This window comes from Streptomyces sp. LZ34 (genome assembly GCF_053890475.1).
In genome coordinates, this window is record NZ_CM132680.1 from 2,913,677 (window position 1) to 2,928,515 (window position 14,839).

Sequence of the window (14,839 nt, forward strand, 5' to 3'; positions counted from 1 at the left end):
CAGTTCTGTTGTCCGGTGCCCGCCGATACGCACGGACCCGCAGGTGACAGTTCACCTGCGGGTCCGTTGCCGGTCGGGCTCAGCGCCGCGATCAGGCAGCCTTCGGGGCGTTGACGTCGCTCGGCAGCGCCTTCTGGGCCGCCTCGACCAGCGCGGCGAAGGCGTTCGCGTCGTTGACCGCCAGGTCGGCCAGGATCTTGCGGTCCACCTCGATGTTGGCGGCCTTCAGACCCTGGATGAAGCGGTTGTACGTGATGCCGTTGGCGCGGGCAGCGGCGTTGATGCGCTGGATCCACAGCTGACGGAAGTCGCCCTTGCGCTTCTTGCGGTCGTTGTAGTTGTAGACCAGGGAGTGGGTGACCTGCTCCTTGGCCTTGCGGTACAGGCGGGAGCGCTGGCCCCGGTAGCCGCTGGCCTGCTCGAGGATCGCCCGGCGCTTCTTGTGGGCGTTGACTGCCCGCTTGACGCGTGCCACTTGTTTAACTCCTTGTACGGGGCCGCGGCTGACTCACACGGCCCGGAAACGAATAGGTCCCGGTCGGCTCGACGCGCGCCCCGCCCGAGCGGGGCGGGGCGTCACTTGCCGAGAAGCTTCTTGATCTTCTTGACGTCGGCCGGGGCCATCTCGGTCGTACCGGCCAGGCGGCGCGTCAACGTGGACGGCTTGTGCTCGAGATAGTGGCGGCGACCGGCGCGCTGGCGCATCACCTTGCCGGAGCCGGTGAGCTTGAAGCGCTTGCTGGCACCACTGTGCGTCTTGTTCTTCGGCATGTCGCCGTTCTCTCCTCGTCGGGACGCCGTCCGGCCGCGGCGGGCAGGGGGAAGCATCGGGATGTTTCGGTTTGTGTCCGGGGCGCGCAGCCCCGGGGCGAGGCTCGCGCCTCGAATCACGCCTCGGCGGGCTCCTCGGCGGGCTCCTCCGCGGGGCTGTGGCCCTGCTGACGCTCCGCCTTGCGGGCGGCCTGCGCCTCGCGGGCTTCGGCCATCGCCTCGGTCTTCTTCTTGTGCGGACCGAGAACCATGATCATGTTTCGGCCGTCCTGCTTCGGGTTGGACTCGACGAAGCCCAGATCCTGGACGTCCTCGGCCAGCCGCTGCAGCAGCCGGTAGCCGAGCTCCGGCCGGGACTGCTCACGGCCACGGAACATGATCGTGATCTTGACCTTGTCGCCCTGCTTGAGGAACCGGACGACGTGACCCTTCTTGGTGTCATAGTCGTGCGGGTCGATCTTCGGCCGGAGCTTCATCTCCTTGATGACCGTGTGCGCCTGGTTCTTGCGCGCCTCACGGGCCTTCATGGCCGACTCGTACTTGAACTTTCCGTAGTCCATGAGCTTGCAGACCGGCGGACGAGCGGTCGCCGCCACCTCGACGAGGTCGAGGTCGTACTCCTGCGCAAGCTCCAGGGCCTTGGCAAGCGGCACGATGCCGACCTGCTCGCCACTGGGACCGACGAGTCGCACCTCGGGGACGCGAATCCGGTCGTTGATGCGGGGCTCGGCGCTGATGGGGCCTCCTCGGTTGCACCACGCGACCGCCTGGCGGACTGCCGCGTAACGTCTGTTTTGGTTGGACCACCGCGCCGTGACGTGAAAAACGCCCCGGACGGTACACAGGCGGGGCTCCTCATAGACCGGGAGCACCGCCGCGATGTCACCGCGGGGCGCAGCCTGACCAATGACCTGCCGACCCGGGGGTCGGTTCAGGTGGGAGTTCGGAGCCTCCACTTGCGGGCCGGACACACGAGTGACCGGCCGGTCGTTTTCCACGATACCAGGACTGGCTGAGAATGCTCACACCGGGAATGCTCACCGGCCCGCCCCTCGCCCCGCGGAACGGGCCCGTGGCGCGCCGCCTAGGCTGGGTCGCACCATCCAGCAGGAAGTGAGCCTCGAGCACCATGAGCGACGCCAACGCCGGGCAGCAGCCGACGCCCGACTTCGAACAGATGACCCGCGACATCGCGGATGTGCCCGCGGTCGAGGTGATCACGACCGTCGCGGTGCACCTGATGAGCGCGGCGGCGGTCAATCTGGGGCTGGCCGAGGAGGGCCCGCGCCACAAGGACCTGGACGAGGCACGGAAGCTGATCAACGCCCTGGCCGGTCTGGTCACCGCCAGCGCCACGGAGATCAGCTCCTTCCACGCCGCGCCGCTGCGCGACGGGCTGAAGTCGCTCCAGCTGGCCTTCCGCGAGGCGTCGGTGGTGCCGGACGAGCCGGGGCAGGGGCCGGGCGAGAAGTTCACCGGGCCGGTGTTCGGGGGCTGAGCGCTCCCTCCGGCCCCTTTGGTTCCTTCCCGCTCAGGTTTGCTGCCCACGCTTGCTGCCCACGTTTGCTGCTCACGTGTGCCGCTCACGCGGCTTCCGGCCCCTTGGTCTCCGGCTCGCCCGTCACGGGGCCCCTGCCGCCGGGCCGCCTGCCCCAGAGCGTGTGCGGCCGGTCCCCGGTCACCTGCTCCTGCTCCTCCTCGGCGACCGGGTGCCCGGGCTGGGTGAGCATGTGCAGGCCCGCCGCCAGCACCCCGCCGATCATCGGCGCGATCAGGAACACCCACAGCTGTGAGAGTGCCCCGCCGCCCGCGAACAGCGCCGGGCCCAGGCTGCGCGCCGGGTTCACGGAGGTCCACGTCAGCGGAATGCCGACCAGGTTGACCGCGGTGAGGGCCAGGCCCACCGGCAGCGGCTCCACGCCGACCAGCGCGACCTTGCTGGTCACCATGAGGAAGATGAAGACCAGCAGGAACGTCAGCAGCACCTCGGCGAGGAAGGCCCCGCCGCCGCCGATGCCCACGGGCGACCTGCCCCCGTAGCCGTTGCTGCCGAACGCGTCGCTGGTCACCAGCCTCGGCACCTGCTTGGCCAGCAGGAAGAGCACGGCCGCGCCCACGATCCCGCCGGCCAGCTGCGCCACCCAGTACTCGACGGCCGTACGGATGTCGATGCGCTTGGCCAGCAGCACACCCAGGGTGATCGCCGGGTTGACGTGGCAGCCGGAGATACGGCCGAAGGCATAGGCGATCGCGATCAAGGTGAAGCCGAAGGCGAACGAGATGCCGACGGCGTTGATGTAGTCGCCCGCGAGGACCAGGGAGCCGACCCCGAAGAAGACCAGCAGCGCGGTTCCGACGAATTCGGCTACGACCGTTCTCGTCTCCGTCGTTCTCGTCTCCGCCGTACTCGTATCCATCGGCGTTCTCCTCGATCGGATCGCCAGTTGTCGTCCTTGCATTGTGGGACGAAACAGGAGATTCCGCCTGTCGGAGATCGCGGAGGCGCGGGGCTGCTCAGGGCCTCAGGGCGTAGCGGCGCGGGGCTTCATGGAGCCGCAGGGCTCAGCGGCTGAACAGCGGCTCCCCCGGTACCGGCGTCCCGGGCGGCAGCAGCGCCAGGTCCAGCCCGCGCACCAGCCGGGCCCGCAGCGTCTCGTCCGCGGCCAGGGCCTCCGCGACCCGCCGTACGGTCTCCGGCGCGGGAGCGCCCGGGTCCAGGGTGAGCGCGAGGATCCCGTCCGCGTCCGCGGCGGGCGTCAGATGGGCGCGGAGCACCCCGGGCTCGGCGGCCAGCACGGTGCGCAGCGCCGCCGCGACCGCCGGGTCGGCGAGCGGATCGGCGCTGGTCCGGCCCTCGGCGAGGGCGATCAGGGCGGGCCCGGTCAGCTGGTACGGCACCGGCCCGGCCAGGTCGAGCACCACGGTGTCCGCCTTCTCGTGCGCGGCGGCCTCCAGCGCCTGGCGCAGCGGTACGGCCACCGGCCGGGCGTCCGCGCGCCAGCGGGCCAGCGTCTCCAGGGAGGTGAAGGCGGGCAGGGCGCGTCGGCCGCCGGGCGCCTGCAGCGTGGGCACCGCCATGTCGCTGCTCTTCTCCTGACGCAGCCCCCCCGGGCCCTCCTCGACCTCGCCGAGAAGCGCGACGACCGGCACCAGCAGCCGCGCCCCGGTGAGCGCGCCGAGCACCTCGGGCTCGGCGGAGGGGTCGTCGGCCCAGGCGGCGAGCGCCGCGGTCAGCCGGGGGTCGGCGGAGCCGTCGTCGCCGGAGAAGCCAGGATCGGGGATGTTCTTGAGCGCCACCCGACGAGGGTATCGGGGCGGTCGGAGCGTTTTCTCACGGGCTCTTAACCTGCCTCTTAACAAGGAAGCAGATCAGCCGCTTAGCGTCGCCCGGCATGGAATCCGGCACTCCCGGGGGCGGAGACAACGTCGGCGCGCGCCACGGCGCACGCCGCCCGGCCACGCGCCGCCCCGCTCTGTACGCGGCCGCCGCGGCACTGGCACTGTTGGTGGCCGCGGTCGCCGTCGGCACACACATACGGGCTCACGACCGGTCGCGTCATACCGCCGCGGGCGCTTCGGCCGCCGCCTCGCAGTCGGCCACGGCCAGCGGCGGCGGACCCCGGAGAGGGAGGGGAGGGAGGGGTGGGAGCGGCATGGAGCGAGTGGACAGGAAGAAGTCGCAGGCGACGGCGTCGGCACCGCCGTCGGCCGCCGCGCTGACCGCGGCCCTGACCGACGCGCTGAACGCCGTGTCGGACGGCACCGACGCCCAGTTCTCGGCCGCGGTCCTGGACACCGGCTCGGCGGCGAGCGCGGTGTACGGCGGCGACGCGTACGACACCGCGAGCATCGTCAAGGTGGACATCCTCGCCGCGCTGCTGCTTCAGGCGCAGGACGCGGGGCGGCGGCTGACGGCCCAGGAGCGCTCGTACGCCACGGTGATGATCCAGCAGAGCGACAACGACGCGGCGACCGCGCTGTGGCAGGAGATCGGCGGCGCGGCGGGCCTCGACGCCGCCAACCAGCGGCTCGGTCTGACGGAGACCCACGGTGGCCGGTCCGGCGAGTGGGGGCTCACCCAGACCACCGCCGCCGATCAGCTGAGGCTGCTGCGGGAGGTCTTCGCGGCCGGAGAACCGGGCCACGAAGCGGTGCTCAGCGAGCCGTCCCGCGCGTATGTCCAGCAGCTCATGGGGCAGATAGCCGCGGACCAGGCCTGGGGCGTCTCGGCCGCCGCCGACGACGGGACGCGCACCCGGCTCAAGAACGGCTGGATGCCGCGCAGCGCGACCGGGCTGTGGGTCATCAACAGCATCGGCCGGGTCAGGGCGGGGGGCCGTACGTACCTGGTGGCCGTGGTCTCCAAGGGCCACCAGGACAAGGACAGCGGCGTCGCACTCGTGGAGACCGCCGCCCGCGCGGCCGTGGCTACTTTTTAGGCTCGGTTCTCCGGGAAACCAACTGGACGAAATCGTCCGCGCCCCCGGAGGCGAGCCGAGCCCGCAAAAGAGGGGCGGGCCCTCAGTGCCGTCGCGGCCCGAGCCCGGTCCGGCCGCCGGGCCCCCACCGCCACCGGGGGAGCCCCGGCCGACGCAGTGGCCCCGACCCGCGCCACAGCGCGACCGCGGCGGCCAGTAGGCCGGCTCCGGCCGCTCCGGCGGTGAGCGCCAGGCTGTTCGGTCCGCCCTCGTCGCTGTCCGTACGGGCTTGGTCCGGGCCCGAGCCGAAGTAGCGCCCCGGAGCGGCGCCCACGGCCGGCCGCTGTGCCTGGGGCTTCAGTTTCGCCCCCGCCTTGATCGCCGCCGCCGGGTCCACCAGGCCCGCGCCGAGTTCGTCGCTGCGGCCGCCGGTGGGGCGGTCCTGGGCGGTGTCGGTGAGCAGCTGTTTGATCTGTAGGGGGCTCAGCTCGGGGTGGGCGGCGCGGACGAGCGCGGCCGCGCCTGAGGCGAACGCGGCGGCGGCGCTGGTCCCCCAGCCCACGTAGTAGCGCCGGTCGGGGTCGGCGATGACCACGTCGACGCCGGGCGCGCAGACCGCGGCGTACCAGCGGCGGGTGGAGAAGGCGGCGCGCGAGCCGTAGCGGTCCACGGCGGTCACGGCGATCACCCCGGGGTACGCGGCCGGGTAGGAGGCCCGGTCGCCGTCCTCGCCGCCGTTGCCCGCCGAGGCCACCACGACCACGCCCTTGCGCAGCGCGTACTGCACGGCGGCGTCCTCGGCGGGCTCCGGGTGCGCGGAATTGCTGTCGTCGCCCAGCGACAGGTTGATCACGTCGGCGCCGTGGTCGACCGCCCAGCGGATGCCGTTCGCCAGCGCGCCGCCGCGCTGCGTACGGGCCTTCTTGCGCGCCGGGTCGGCCTCCTCGAGGATCACGCGCACCGGCAGGATCTTCGCCTCGGGGGCCACGCCCATCACCCCGTCGCTGTCGGCGGTGCCGTGTCCGTGCCCCGCGATGATCCCGGCCATCGCGGTCCCGTGCCGGGCCCAGGCGCGGTCGCCGCGCCCGGCTCCGAAGCCGATCATGTCCTTGCCCTCGAGGACCCGGCCCGCGAGGTCCGGGTGCCGGTCGTCCACGCCGGTGTCGAGCACGGCGACCGTCACGCCCGCGCCCTTGGTCGTCTTCCAGGCGGCGGGGGCGTGAATGGCGTCCAGCGCCCATTCCTGTGCCTGTAGCCCGTCCGCCCGGGCGGGCGCGGCGGGCAGCAGCGCCAGCCCGGCCGCGGCCAGCCCCGCGCCCACGGCCCGACGCAGCCGCCGCCACCGGGTCATCGCGGGACCTCCGTCATCGCGGGACCTCCGTCTTGGACAGGGCGCGGCGGAAGGCGCGCTCTGTCTCGTCGGCGATGCCGCGCGCGTCGTGGCCGAGGCCCGCCTGGGCCGGGGCCGTCGTCGCGCCGCCGCGGGTGGCCTCGCCGGCCGGTTGCGGGTCGGTGACCTTACGGCCGTCGGCGAAGCCGGACACGGTGTACACGACGGCCGGGGCGTCGGCCAGGATCCGGATCCGCCAGCTGGCGCGCTGGGCGTCGCCGAAACCGGCGGCTGCGGTGCCCTTCGCCGCGTACGGGCGGGGCATCAGGTCGGCGCGCTCACCGAGCCCTTCGGACTGGAACCGCTCGCCGAGCTTGCGCATGGCCCCCGACCCGGCCTTGGTCACCAGCAGGCCGACGGTGGTCACGCCGGTGCTGGTCGCGTCCGTGTAGGTGGCGCGCAGCAGCCGCTTGCAGCCCACCGGGGCCAGGGCCTTCTCGAGCAGCGGGTCGAAGGCGCCACCGCAGCTGCTGTCCGGGGCGACCGCGATCCGGGTCCAGGTACGGTCGGCGCCGCCGGGGCCGGTCCCGCGCAGGATGCGTGGGAAGAGTTCGTCGACGGGGACGCTGTGCCAGGCGCTGCGGGCCCGCGCATAGCTGTCGTCGGCGGCCGGCCGGGACCCGGAGTCGCCGGTCAGCCAGGATCCGGCGGCCGCGCCGCCGAGCAGCCCGAGGCCGAGGACGAGACTCGCGGCGGCGGCCGCGACCCTGCCGGGGGTACGGCGGCCGGCCGGGCGGTCCGGGGTGGCACCGCCGTACGGGGAGTCGAGCGTGGACCGGTCGGGGCGGCGCCAGGGGCCGAAGGCGGCGGGCCGGGGGGCGAGCGGGGGCGCGGCGATCGAGGGGGCGGCGGTGGGGCGCGGGGGAAGGCCGGTGGGGCGCGGCGGGGGGCTCGTGGGGCGCGGCGGGCCGGCGGCCGACCGCGCCCGCGGTATGCGTGTGCCGCTGCCCGCGCCTGTGCTTCCGCCTGCGTTGCCGTTGGTGTTGGCGGTGGTGTTCCCGCCTGTGTTCCCGCCCCCGTTGGCGCGCGGGGCACGCAGCGGCACGCCCAGGATCGGGGTGTCCGGATCGCCCAGCGGCCCGGCTCCGGCTGGGGAGCCCGGCGGGGGCGCGGGCGCGGGGTGCGGAGGGTGAGCGGGGCGGGGCGGTGGGATGCGGCGTGGGGTGCGTGCCTGTTCCGCTTCGGTGCTCACCTGCACCCCTCTCGCACCCTCGAAAGACGTGTTCACCTGGTCGCGCCGGCCGCCCACCTCACCCGGCGGCCTTGCGACCTTTCAGGCAGGTGGGCCCGTATGCGGACATCACGCCGCTGACCTGCCGGTCGTGGTGTGCGCGACACTCTACGGGGCACCGGGCGCCATCCGCACCGGCCGCCCTCTACCCGGTGGTAATGGCCGTCTGGCAAGCTTCGCCCATGTCCGCACTCCCAGCTGGTCTCCCTACTGATCTGTCTGCCGACCGCGCCCGTTACGACCGGGCCACCGCTCATCTCGAGGCACCGCTGGCGATCGTCGATCTGCGGGCCTTCGACGACAACGCCCGGGATCTGGTGCGGCGGGCCCACGGCAAGCCGATCCGGGTGGCGAGCAAGTCGGTGCGGTGCCGCGCGCTGCTCGATCGGGCGCTGGCCAAGGACGGCTTCGCGGGCGTCATGAGCTTCACGCTCGCGGAGTCGCTGTGGCTGGCCCGCGAGGGGTACGAGGATGTCCTGCTCGCCTATCCGTCCGCCGACCGGGACGGGTTCGCCGCGCTGACCGGCGATCCGAAGCTCGCGGCCGCCGTGACGGTGATGGTGGACGACATGAGCCAGCTCGACCTGATCGAGAGTGTGCGCGCCGGGACCGAAGAGGTCCGGGTCTGCCTGGAGTTGGACACCTCGCTGCGGCTGCTGGGCGGCCGGGTGCGGATCGGCGCGCTGCGCTCGCCGCTGCGCGACCCGGCGCGGCTGGCGGAGCTGGCAGCGGCGATCCAGCGCCGCCCGGGGTTCCGCGTCGTCGGGCTGATGGGGTACGAGGGGCATGTGGCGGGCGTGGGCGACGCGGTGGCCGGGCGCCCGCTGCGGTCCCGGGCGATCCGGCTGATGCAGTCCGCCGCGCGCCGCGAGCTGGCCGAGCGCAGGGCAGCGGCGGTGCGGGCCGTACGGGCGGTGGCGGACCTGGAGTTCGTGAACGGGGGCGGCACGGGCAGCGTGCAGCACACCGCCGCCGAGGGCGCGGTGACGGAGATCGCCGCCGGGTCCGGGCTCTACCAGCCCCGGCTGTTCGACAACTACACCTCCTTCCGCGGCCGTCCGGCGGCCCTCTTCGCCCAGCCGGTGGTGCGCCGGCCGGGCGTGGGCGTGGTGACGGTGCTCGGCGGCGGCTACCCGGCGTCGGGCGTGGCGGGCCGGGACCGGCTGCCGGTGCCGTATCTGCCGCGGGGGCTGTCCTACGACCCGATGGAGGGGCCGGGCGAGGTGCAGACGCCGCTGCTGGGGACGCCCGCCGACGATCTGCTGATCGGCGACAAGGTGTGGTTCCGGCACGCCAAGGCCGGGGAGCTGTGCGAGCGCTTCGACGTGCTGCACCTGGTCGACGGGGACCAGGTGGTGGGCTCGGTGCCCACGTACCGGGGCGAGGGCCGCACGTACCTGTGACGGCGGATGTCCGGGGCCGGGGTCAGACGGACTCGCCGTCCCCGTTGTCGCCCAGCGCCTTGATGCCCTTGACGATCTTGTCCATGTCGGACAGCGGCGGCGCCTTGTCGCTGACGTCGAACCCGAAGCGCACCAGAACCATGTTGTCGTGCAGGAGGGGTGATGGGAAGGCGACGGTCTGGACGTAGCCGTCCTCGCCCTTCTTCGTGATCACCTTCCAGCGCACCAGGTAGCCCTTCTGCCCGGCGACCGTGACCGCCTCGGACTTGAGCTGCTTGTGCGAGGTGATCCCGCCGTACGACTGCTTGCCGTTCTCCGGGTTCTTGCCGTAGGAGCTCTCCGCGGACTGCTTGATGTCCTCCTTGGCGATGCCCTCCGCGGACTTGGCCTTGAAGCCCGTGGCCGGCATGGAGAAGACGCCGCCGCGCAGGCAATTGCTCTTCGGGTCGTTCGGGCAGGGGTAGCGGTCCTCGGTGGTGACGCCCGCGCCGCCCGCGCTGCTGCGGCCCTCCTGCCAGCCGTCCAGGACCGGCAGGCCGATGCCGTTCAGGGCGTCCTCGGCAACGGTCGGGTCGTCGGTGGGCTCGGGGGCGCTGGGGGTGTCGGTGGGGCCGCCCGGGCCCCTCCCGCCGTCGCTGCCGGAGGAGCCGCCGTCGCCACCGGAGGTGCCCCCGTCGCTGCTCCCGCCGTCGCTGCTGTCCGGGCCGGGCGCGGTGGCGGTCGGCCCGGGCTTGGCCCGGTCACCGGACCCGCCGTCGTCGTCGTTGAGCAGCGCGACGCCGCCCGCGATGGCGGCGGCCACGACGGCCGCCACCACGACGGCCGCCGCGATCTTGGGGCCGCGGCCCCGCGCCGGGGCGTCGGCCTCCCCCGGCGAGTACACGGGCACGGGCGGGCCGAACGTCTGGCTCGTCGGTCCCGGGGCCTCGCGGGTGTGCTCGGTCCAGCCGAACCCGTCCCACCAGCGTTCGGGAGCGGGGCCGAGGCCTGTGTAGCCGGGGTCCGGGTACCAGCCCGGGGGTGTCGTCATGCTCACGCCGTCACCCTATGGGCACACGTCGACTCAGTACACCGCACCCACCCGTCCCAACCCCAGGCCGCTCACACCGGCGTGACATACGCACCCGCGATGCCGCCGTCGACGAGGAACTCCGCGGCATTGACGAACGAGGAGTCGTCGCTGGCGAGGAAGGCGACCGCGGCGGCGATCTCCTCCGGCTCGGCGAAGCGCCCCACCGGGACGTGCACCAGACGGCGCGCGGCACGCTCGGGGTCCTTGGCGAACAACTCCTTCAGCAGCGGGGTGTTGACCGGCCCGGGGCACAGCGCGTTGACCCGGATGCCCTCGCGGGCGAACTGCACACCCAGCTCGCGCGACATCGCCAGCACCCCGCCCTTGGAGGCCGTGTAGCTGATCTGCGAGGTCGCGGCGCCCATGACGGCCACGAAGGAGGCCGTGTTGATGATCGACCCCTTGCCCTGCCGCCGCATATAGGGAAGCGCGGCCTTGCAGCACAGATAGACGGAGGTGAGATTGACCTCCTGCACCCGCTTCCAGGCGTCCAGGCCGGTGGTGAGGATCGAGTCGTCGTCGGGCGGCGAGATGCCCGCGTTGTTGAAGGCCACGTCGACCGAGCCGTAGGTGTCGTACGCGGTCTTGAACAGCGCCTCGACCTGCTCGGGGTCGGTGACGTCGACCCGGACGTACAGCCCGCCGACGTCGTCGGCCGCGGCCTTGCCCGCGGTCTCGTCGATGTCGGCGCAGACGACCCGTGCGCCCTCGGAGGCCAGGCGGCGCGCGGTGGCCAGGCCGATGCCGCTGCCCGCCCCGGTGACGACGGCCGTACGGCCCACCAGGCGTCGGCACACCGGGGCCTCGGGGGCCTCGGGGGTCTTCGGGGTGTCGGTCACGTCACTGCTCCTCGGTGCTGATGAAGACGTTCTTGGTCTCGGTGAAAGCGGCCAGCGCGCCGGGCCCCAGCTCCCGCCCGAGACCGGACTGCTTGTAGCCCCCGAACGGGGTCCAGTAGCGCACGCTGCTGTGCGAGTTGACGGACAGGTTCCCGGCGGCCACCGCCCGCGAGACCCGCACGGCGCGGCCCACGTCGCGGGTCCAGATGGAACCGGACAGGCCGTAGTCGGTGGCGTTGGCCAGCCGTACGGCGTCGGCCTCGTCCTCGAAGGGCAGGACCACGGCGACCGGCCCGAAGATCTCCTCGACGGCGGCGCGGTGGGTGGTCCCGGTGCCCTCCAGGACGGTGGCCGGGTACCAGAAGCCCTTGCCCGCCGGGGCCTCGCCGCGGATGGCGACGGGCGCGTCCTCGGTGACGTAGGACCGTACGCGCTCGCGCTGCGCGGCGGAGATCAGCGGGCCCATGGCGGTGCCGGGCTCGGCCGGGTCGCCCACCACGACGGACCGCACGGCGGGCTCCAGCAGCTCCATGAACCGGTCGTAGACGCCGCGCTGGACCAGGATGCGGCTGCGGGCGCAGCAGTCCTGGCCGGTGTTGTCCAGGAACGAGCCGGGGGCGGAGCGCGCGGCCCGCTCGATGTCGGCGTCGGCGAAGACGATGTTGGGGCTCTTGCCGCCGAGTTCGAGGGTCACGCGCTTCACGCCCGCCGCGCACTTGGCCATGATCCGCTTGCCGACGGCCGTCGACCCGGTGAAGACGACCTTGGCGACGCGTGGGTGCTCGACCAGCGCCTCGCCCGCGACCGGCCCGGCCCCGGGCAGCACCTGGAAGAGCCCGTCGGGGAGCCCCGCCTCGGTGGCGAGTTCGGCCAGCCGGAGCGCGGTGAGCGGGGTGGTCTCGGCGGGCTTGAGGAGGACCGCGTTGCCGGCCGCCAGGGCGGGGGCGGTGCCCCAGGCGGCGATCGGCATGGGGAAGTTCCACGGCGCGATGACGGCGACGACGCCGAGGGGCTCCTGGAAGGTGACGTTCAGCCCGCCCGGCACGGGAATCTGGCTGCCGGCGAGCCGCTCCACTCCCCCCGCCGCGTACTCCAGCAGATCGCGGACGTTGCCCGCCTCCCAGCGGGCGTTGCCGAGGGGGTGTCCGGCCTCGCGGACCTCCAGGTGGGCCAGCTCCTCGAGGTGGTCGTCGACGGCGGCGGCGAAGCGGCGCAGCAGCCGCGCGCGGTCGCCGGGCGCCAGGGCCGCCCAGCCGGCCTGGGCCCCGGCGGCCCGGGTGACGGCGGCGTCGACGTCGGCGGGGGTGGCGGCGGGGACGGTGGCGATGACCTCTTCGGTGGCCGGGTTGAGTACCTGGTATTCGTGCGGGTGCTCGTTGCTCACTCGGTGGTTCCTCACATGCGCTCGAAGGACCGGAAGCGCTCCCAGTCCGTGACGGCGGTGTCGTACGCCTCCTGCTCGACACGCGCCATGTTGAGGTAGTGGTCGACGACCTCCTCGCCGAAGGCGGCCCGCGCCACGGGGCTGGTCCGCCACAGCTCGGCGGCCTCGCGCAGGGTGGCCGGGACGTGCTCGGCGTCGCCCTTGTAGGCGTTGCCGGTGCACACCTCGGGGAGCTCCAGCTCCTCCTCGACCCCGTACAGCCCGGCCGCGACCATGCCCGCGACGGCGAGGTAGGGGTTGACGTCGCCGCCCGGGAGCCGGTTCTCCAGGCGGTGGGAGGGGCCGTGGCCGATGACGCGCAGCGCGCAGGTGCGGTTGTCCGGGCCCCAGGCGACGGCGGTGGGCGCGAAGGAGCCGGGGCGGAAGCGCTTGTAGGAGTTGATGTTCGGCGCGTAGAGGAGGGTGAAGTCGCGCATCGCGGCCAGCTGCCCGGCGAGGAAGTGGCGCATCGTCTTGGACATGCCGTACGGGCCGTCGCCGTCGGCGAGCACGGGCGCCCCCGACTCGTCGCGCAGCGAGAGGTGGATATGGCAGGAGTTGCCCTCGCGCTCGTCGTACTTGGCCATGAAGGTCAGCGCCATGCCCTCCTGGGCGGCGATCTCCTTGGCGCCGGTCTTGTATATGGCGTGCTGGTCGCAGGTGGTCAGGGCGTCGTCGTAGCGGAAGGCGATCTCGTGCTGGCCGAAGTTGCACTCGCCCTTGGCCGACTCGACGGTCATCCCGGCCGCGCCCATCTCGTTGCGGATGCGGCGCAGCAGGGGCTCGACGCGGCCGGTGCCGAGGACGGAGTAGTCGACGTTGTACTGGTTGGCGGGGGTCAGCCCGCGGTAGCCGGTGCCCCACGCCTGCTCGTAGGTGTCCTTGAAGACCATGAACTCCAGCTCGGTGCCCGCGTACGCGGTCCAGCCGCGCTCGGCGAGCCGGTCCAGCTGGCGGCGCAGGATCTGGCGCGGGGAGGCGAGTACGGGCGAGCCGTCGTGCCAGGCCAGGTCGGCGGTGATGAGCGCGGTGCCGGGGTTCCAGGGGGTGCGGCGCAGGGTGGCGGTGTCACCATGCATGGCGAAGTCGCCGTAGCCGCGCTCCCAGGAGGACATGGCGTAGCCGTCGACGGTGTTCATGTCGGCGTCGACGGCGAGGAGGTAGTTGCACCCTTCGGTGCCGTGCTCCAGGACCTCGTCGCGGAAGAACCGGGCGGCGAACCGCTTGCCCTGGAGCCTGCCCTGCATGTCGGTGAAGGCGAGCACGACGGTGTCGATCTCTCCGGTGTCGACGAGCCTGGTCAACTCGTCGACGGAGAGCGGGGGCGTGCGGTCGGCCACGGTGAGGCCTCCTGTCGGTACGACTCGGTGCGGCAGCAGCCATAAGGTATTCGGGTAGACCATTGATTGGGAAGTAGGTGCGGAAGGTTCCATGAACGGCGGCGGAAGCGGCACGGGGACCGCGGGCGGCGGCGCAGGAGCCGCGGGCGGCACCGCGGACGACCGGCTGGCGCCGGTGCTGCGGCCGGTGCGGGCCGGCAACGGCTTCGAGGAGGCGCTCGAGCAGATACTCCGGATCCTGCGGCTGGGCCTGGTCCCCGAGGGCGAGCGGCTGCCGGCCGAGCGGGAGCTGGCCGAGCGGCTGCGGATCAGCCGGGTGACGCTGCGCGAGGTGCTGAAGGTGCTGGCGGACCAGGGGCTGGTGGAGAGCCGGCGCGGCCGCTACGGCGGCACCTTCGTACGGGCCCGGCCGGAGCCGGCCGGCGGCGAGGACGAACTGCGGCGCCGGGTCCGGGAGGTGGACGTCGAGGACACGCTGCGGTTCCGGGAGGTCCTGGAGGTGGGCGCGGCCGGGCTGTGCGCCGCGCACGGGCTGTCCGGCGAGCGGGCCGCCCGGCTGCGGGCCGCCCTCGACGCGACGCGCGACGCGCCGCTCGCCGACTACCGCCGGCTGGACACACTGCTCCACCTCACGCTCGCCGAACTGGCGGGCTCGCCCTCGCTCGCCGCCCAGTACGCGGGCGTCCGCGCCACCGTCAACGACCTGCTGGACTGCATCCCGCTGCTGGTGCGCAACCTCGAGCACTCGCAGCGGCAGCACACCGCGCTGGTCGAGGCGGTGCTGGACGGGGACGCCGACGGGGCGCGCGAGGTGATGCGCGAGCACTGCGAGGGCACGGCGGCGCTGCTGCGCGGCTTTCTGGCCGACGGCCGGGACGGCGCGCGCCCTGCTGCCGGACGGTCTTAACCGGCGTTTTACGCACGGGTCTTGCGCACCTCCACCGAGCGAGGC

At 73.3% G+C, this 14,839-nt stretch carries 15 protein-coding genes; 4 read left to right on the forward strand and 11 right to left on the reverse strand.

The genetic code is table 11. The features are described 5' to 3' along the window. Nucleotides 1–91: 91 nt before the first annotated feature. The 3 genes from rplT to infC all read right to left on the reverse strand — a co-directional run bounded on the left by rplT (nucleotide 92) and on the right by infC (nucleotide 1,508). Complete coding sequence (gene rplT / locus ACWY4P_RS10830) at nucleotides 92–475, reverse strand: 50S ribosomal protein L20 (protein WP_014175141.1); 384 nt, start codon at nucleotides 473–475, stop codon at nucleotides 92–94. A gap of 101 nt (nucleotides 476–576) precedes the next feature. Next, a complete protein-coding gene (gene rpmI, locus ACWY4P_RS10835) occupies nucleotides 577–771 on the reverse strand; it encodes a 50S ribosomal protein L35 (RefSeq protein WP_456210158.1) in 195 nt (64 codons plus the stop codon). A gap of 116 nt (nucleotides 772–887) precedes the next feature. Next, the gene (infC, locus tag ACWY4P_RS10840) at nucleotides 888–1,508 is read right to left on the reverse strand and encodes a translation initiation factor IF-3 (protein ID WP_352129359.1); all 621 of its coding nucleotides are present in this window, start codon (nucleotides 1,506–1,508) and stop codon (nucleotides 888–890) included. A 392-nt stretch (nucleotides 1,509–1,900) separates the two neighbouring features. Between infC and ACWY4P_RS10845 the strand changes: the two genes are divergently transcribed. Then, nucleotides 1,901–2,269 (forward strand): DUF1844 domain-containing protein, encoded by a 369-nt coding sequence (locus ACWY4P_RS10845; RefSeq protein ID WP_456210160.1) that lies wholly within the window; start codon nucleotides 1,901–1,903, stop codon nucleotides 2,267–2,269. Nucleotides 2,270–2,354: 85 nt separating this feature from the next. Here the strand turns inward: ACWY4P_RS10845 and ACWY4P_RS10850 are convergent, their stop codons facing one another. Both ACWY4P_RS10850 and ACWY4P_RS10855 read right to left on the reverse strand, forming a co-directional pair. Beyond that, on the reverse strand, nucleotides 2,355–3,188 hold the full coding sequence (locus ACWY4P_RS10850) for an aquaporin (RefSeq protein ID WP_456210162.1): 834 nt from the start codon (nucleotides 3,186–3,188) through the stop codon (nucleotides 2,355–2,357). Nucleotides 3,189–3,333: 145 nt separating this feature from the next. Continuing rightward, nucleotides 3,334–4,068 (reverse strand): SseB family protein, encoded by a 735-nt coding sequence (locus tag ACWY4P_RS10855; RefSeq protein ID WP_456210164.1) that lies wholly within the window; start codon nucleotides 4,066–4,068, stop codon nucleotides 3,334–3,336. 356 nt (nucleotides 4,069–4,424) lie between these two features. Between ACWY4P_RS10855 and ACWY4P_RS10860 the strand changes: the two genes are divergently transcribed. Next, on the forward strand, nucleotides 4,425–5,210 hold the full coding sequence (locus ACWY4P_RS10860) for a serine hydrolase (RefSeq protein WP_456210166.1): 786 nt from the start codon (nucleotides 4,425–4,427) through the stop codon (nucleotides 5,208–5,210). 82 nt (nucleotides 5,211–5,292) lie between these two features. On the opposite strand, the gene mycP is transcribed toward ACWY4P_RS10860, so the two are convergent. Further along, nucleotides 5,293–6,540, reverse strand: a complete 1,248-nt coding sequence (gene mycP, locus ACWY4P_RS10865) for a type VII secretion-associated serine protease mycosin (protein ID WP_456210168.1) — start codon at nucleotides 6,538–6,540, stop codon at nucleotides 5,293–5,295. Between the two features lie 13 nt (nucleotides 6,541–6,553). Next, a complete protein-coding gene (locus tag ACWY4P_RS10870; RefSeq protein WP_456210170.1) occupies nucleotides 6,554–7,771 on the reverse strand; it encodes a hypothetical protein in 1,218 nt (405 codons plus the stop codon). A gap of 221 nt (nucleotides 7,772–7,992) precedes the next feature. Here ACWY4P_RS10870 and ACWY4P_RS10875 point away from each other — a divergent pair, with 221 nt between their 5' ends. Then, a complete protein-coding gene (locus ACWY4P_RS10875; protein ID WP_456210172.1) occupies nucleotides 7,993–9,213 on the forward strand; it encodes an amino acid deaminase/aldolase in 1,221 nt (406 codons plus the stop codon). 22 nt (nucleotides 9,214–9,235) lie between these two features. Here ACWY4P_RS10875 and ACWY4P_RS10880 read toward each other — a convergent pair whose 3' ends face one another. From ACWY4P_RS10880 to ACWY4P_RS10895, 4 genes are all read right to left on the reverse strand, one after another. Next, nucleotides 9,236–10,243 (reverse strand): DUF2510 domain-containing protein, encoded by a 1,008-nt coding sequence (locus tag ACWY4P_RS10880; protein ID WP_456210174.1) that lies wholly within the window; start codon nucleotides 10,241–10,243, stop codon nucleotides 9,236–9,238. Between the two features lie 71 nt (nucleotides 10,244–10,314). After that, on the reverse strand, nucleotides 10,315–11,124 hold the full coding sequence (locus ACWY4P_RS10885) for a 3-oxoacyl-ACP reductase (RefSeq protein WP_456210176.1): 810 nt from the start codon (nucleotides 11,122–11,124) through the stop codon (nucleotides 10,315–10,317). Nucleotide 11,125: 1 nt separating this feature from the next. Next, on the reverse strand, nucleotides 11,126–12,508 hold the full coding sequence (locus ACWY4P_RS10890; RefSeq protein ID WP_456210178.1) for an aldehyde dehydrogenase family protein: 1,383 nt from the start codon (nucleotides 12,506–12,508) through the stop codon (nucleotides 11,126–11,128). Nucleotides 12,509–12,519: 11 nt separating this feature from the next. Next, the gene (locus ACWY4P_RS10895) at nucleotides 12,520–13,887 is read right to left on the reverse strand and encodes a glutamine synthetase family protein (RefSeq protein ID WP_456210180.1); all 1,368 of its coding nucleotides are present in this window, start codon (nucleotides 13,885–13,887) and stop codon (nucleotides 12,520–12,522) included. A gap of 91 nt (nucleotides 13,888–13,978) precedes the next feature. On the opposite strand from ACWY4P_RS10895, the gene ACWY4P_RS10900 reads away from it, so the two are divergent. Further along, a complete protein-coding gene (locus tag ACWY4P_RS10900) occupies nucleotides 13,979–14,794 on the forward strand; it encodes a FadR/GntR family transcriptional regulator (RefSeq protein ID WP_456210182.1) in 816 nt (271 codons plus the stop codon). Nucleotides 14,795–14,839 lie beyond the last annotated feature (45 nt).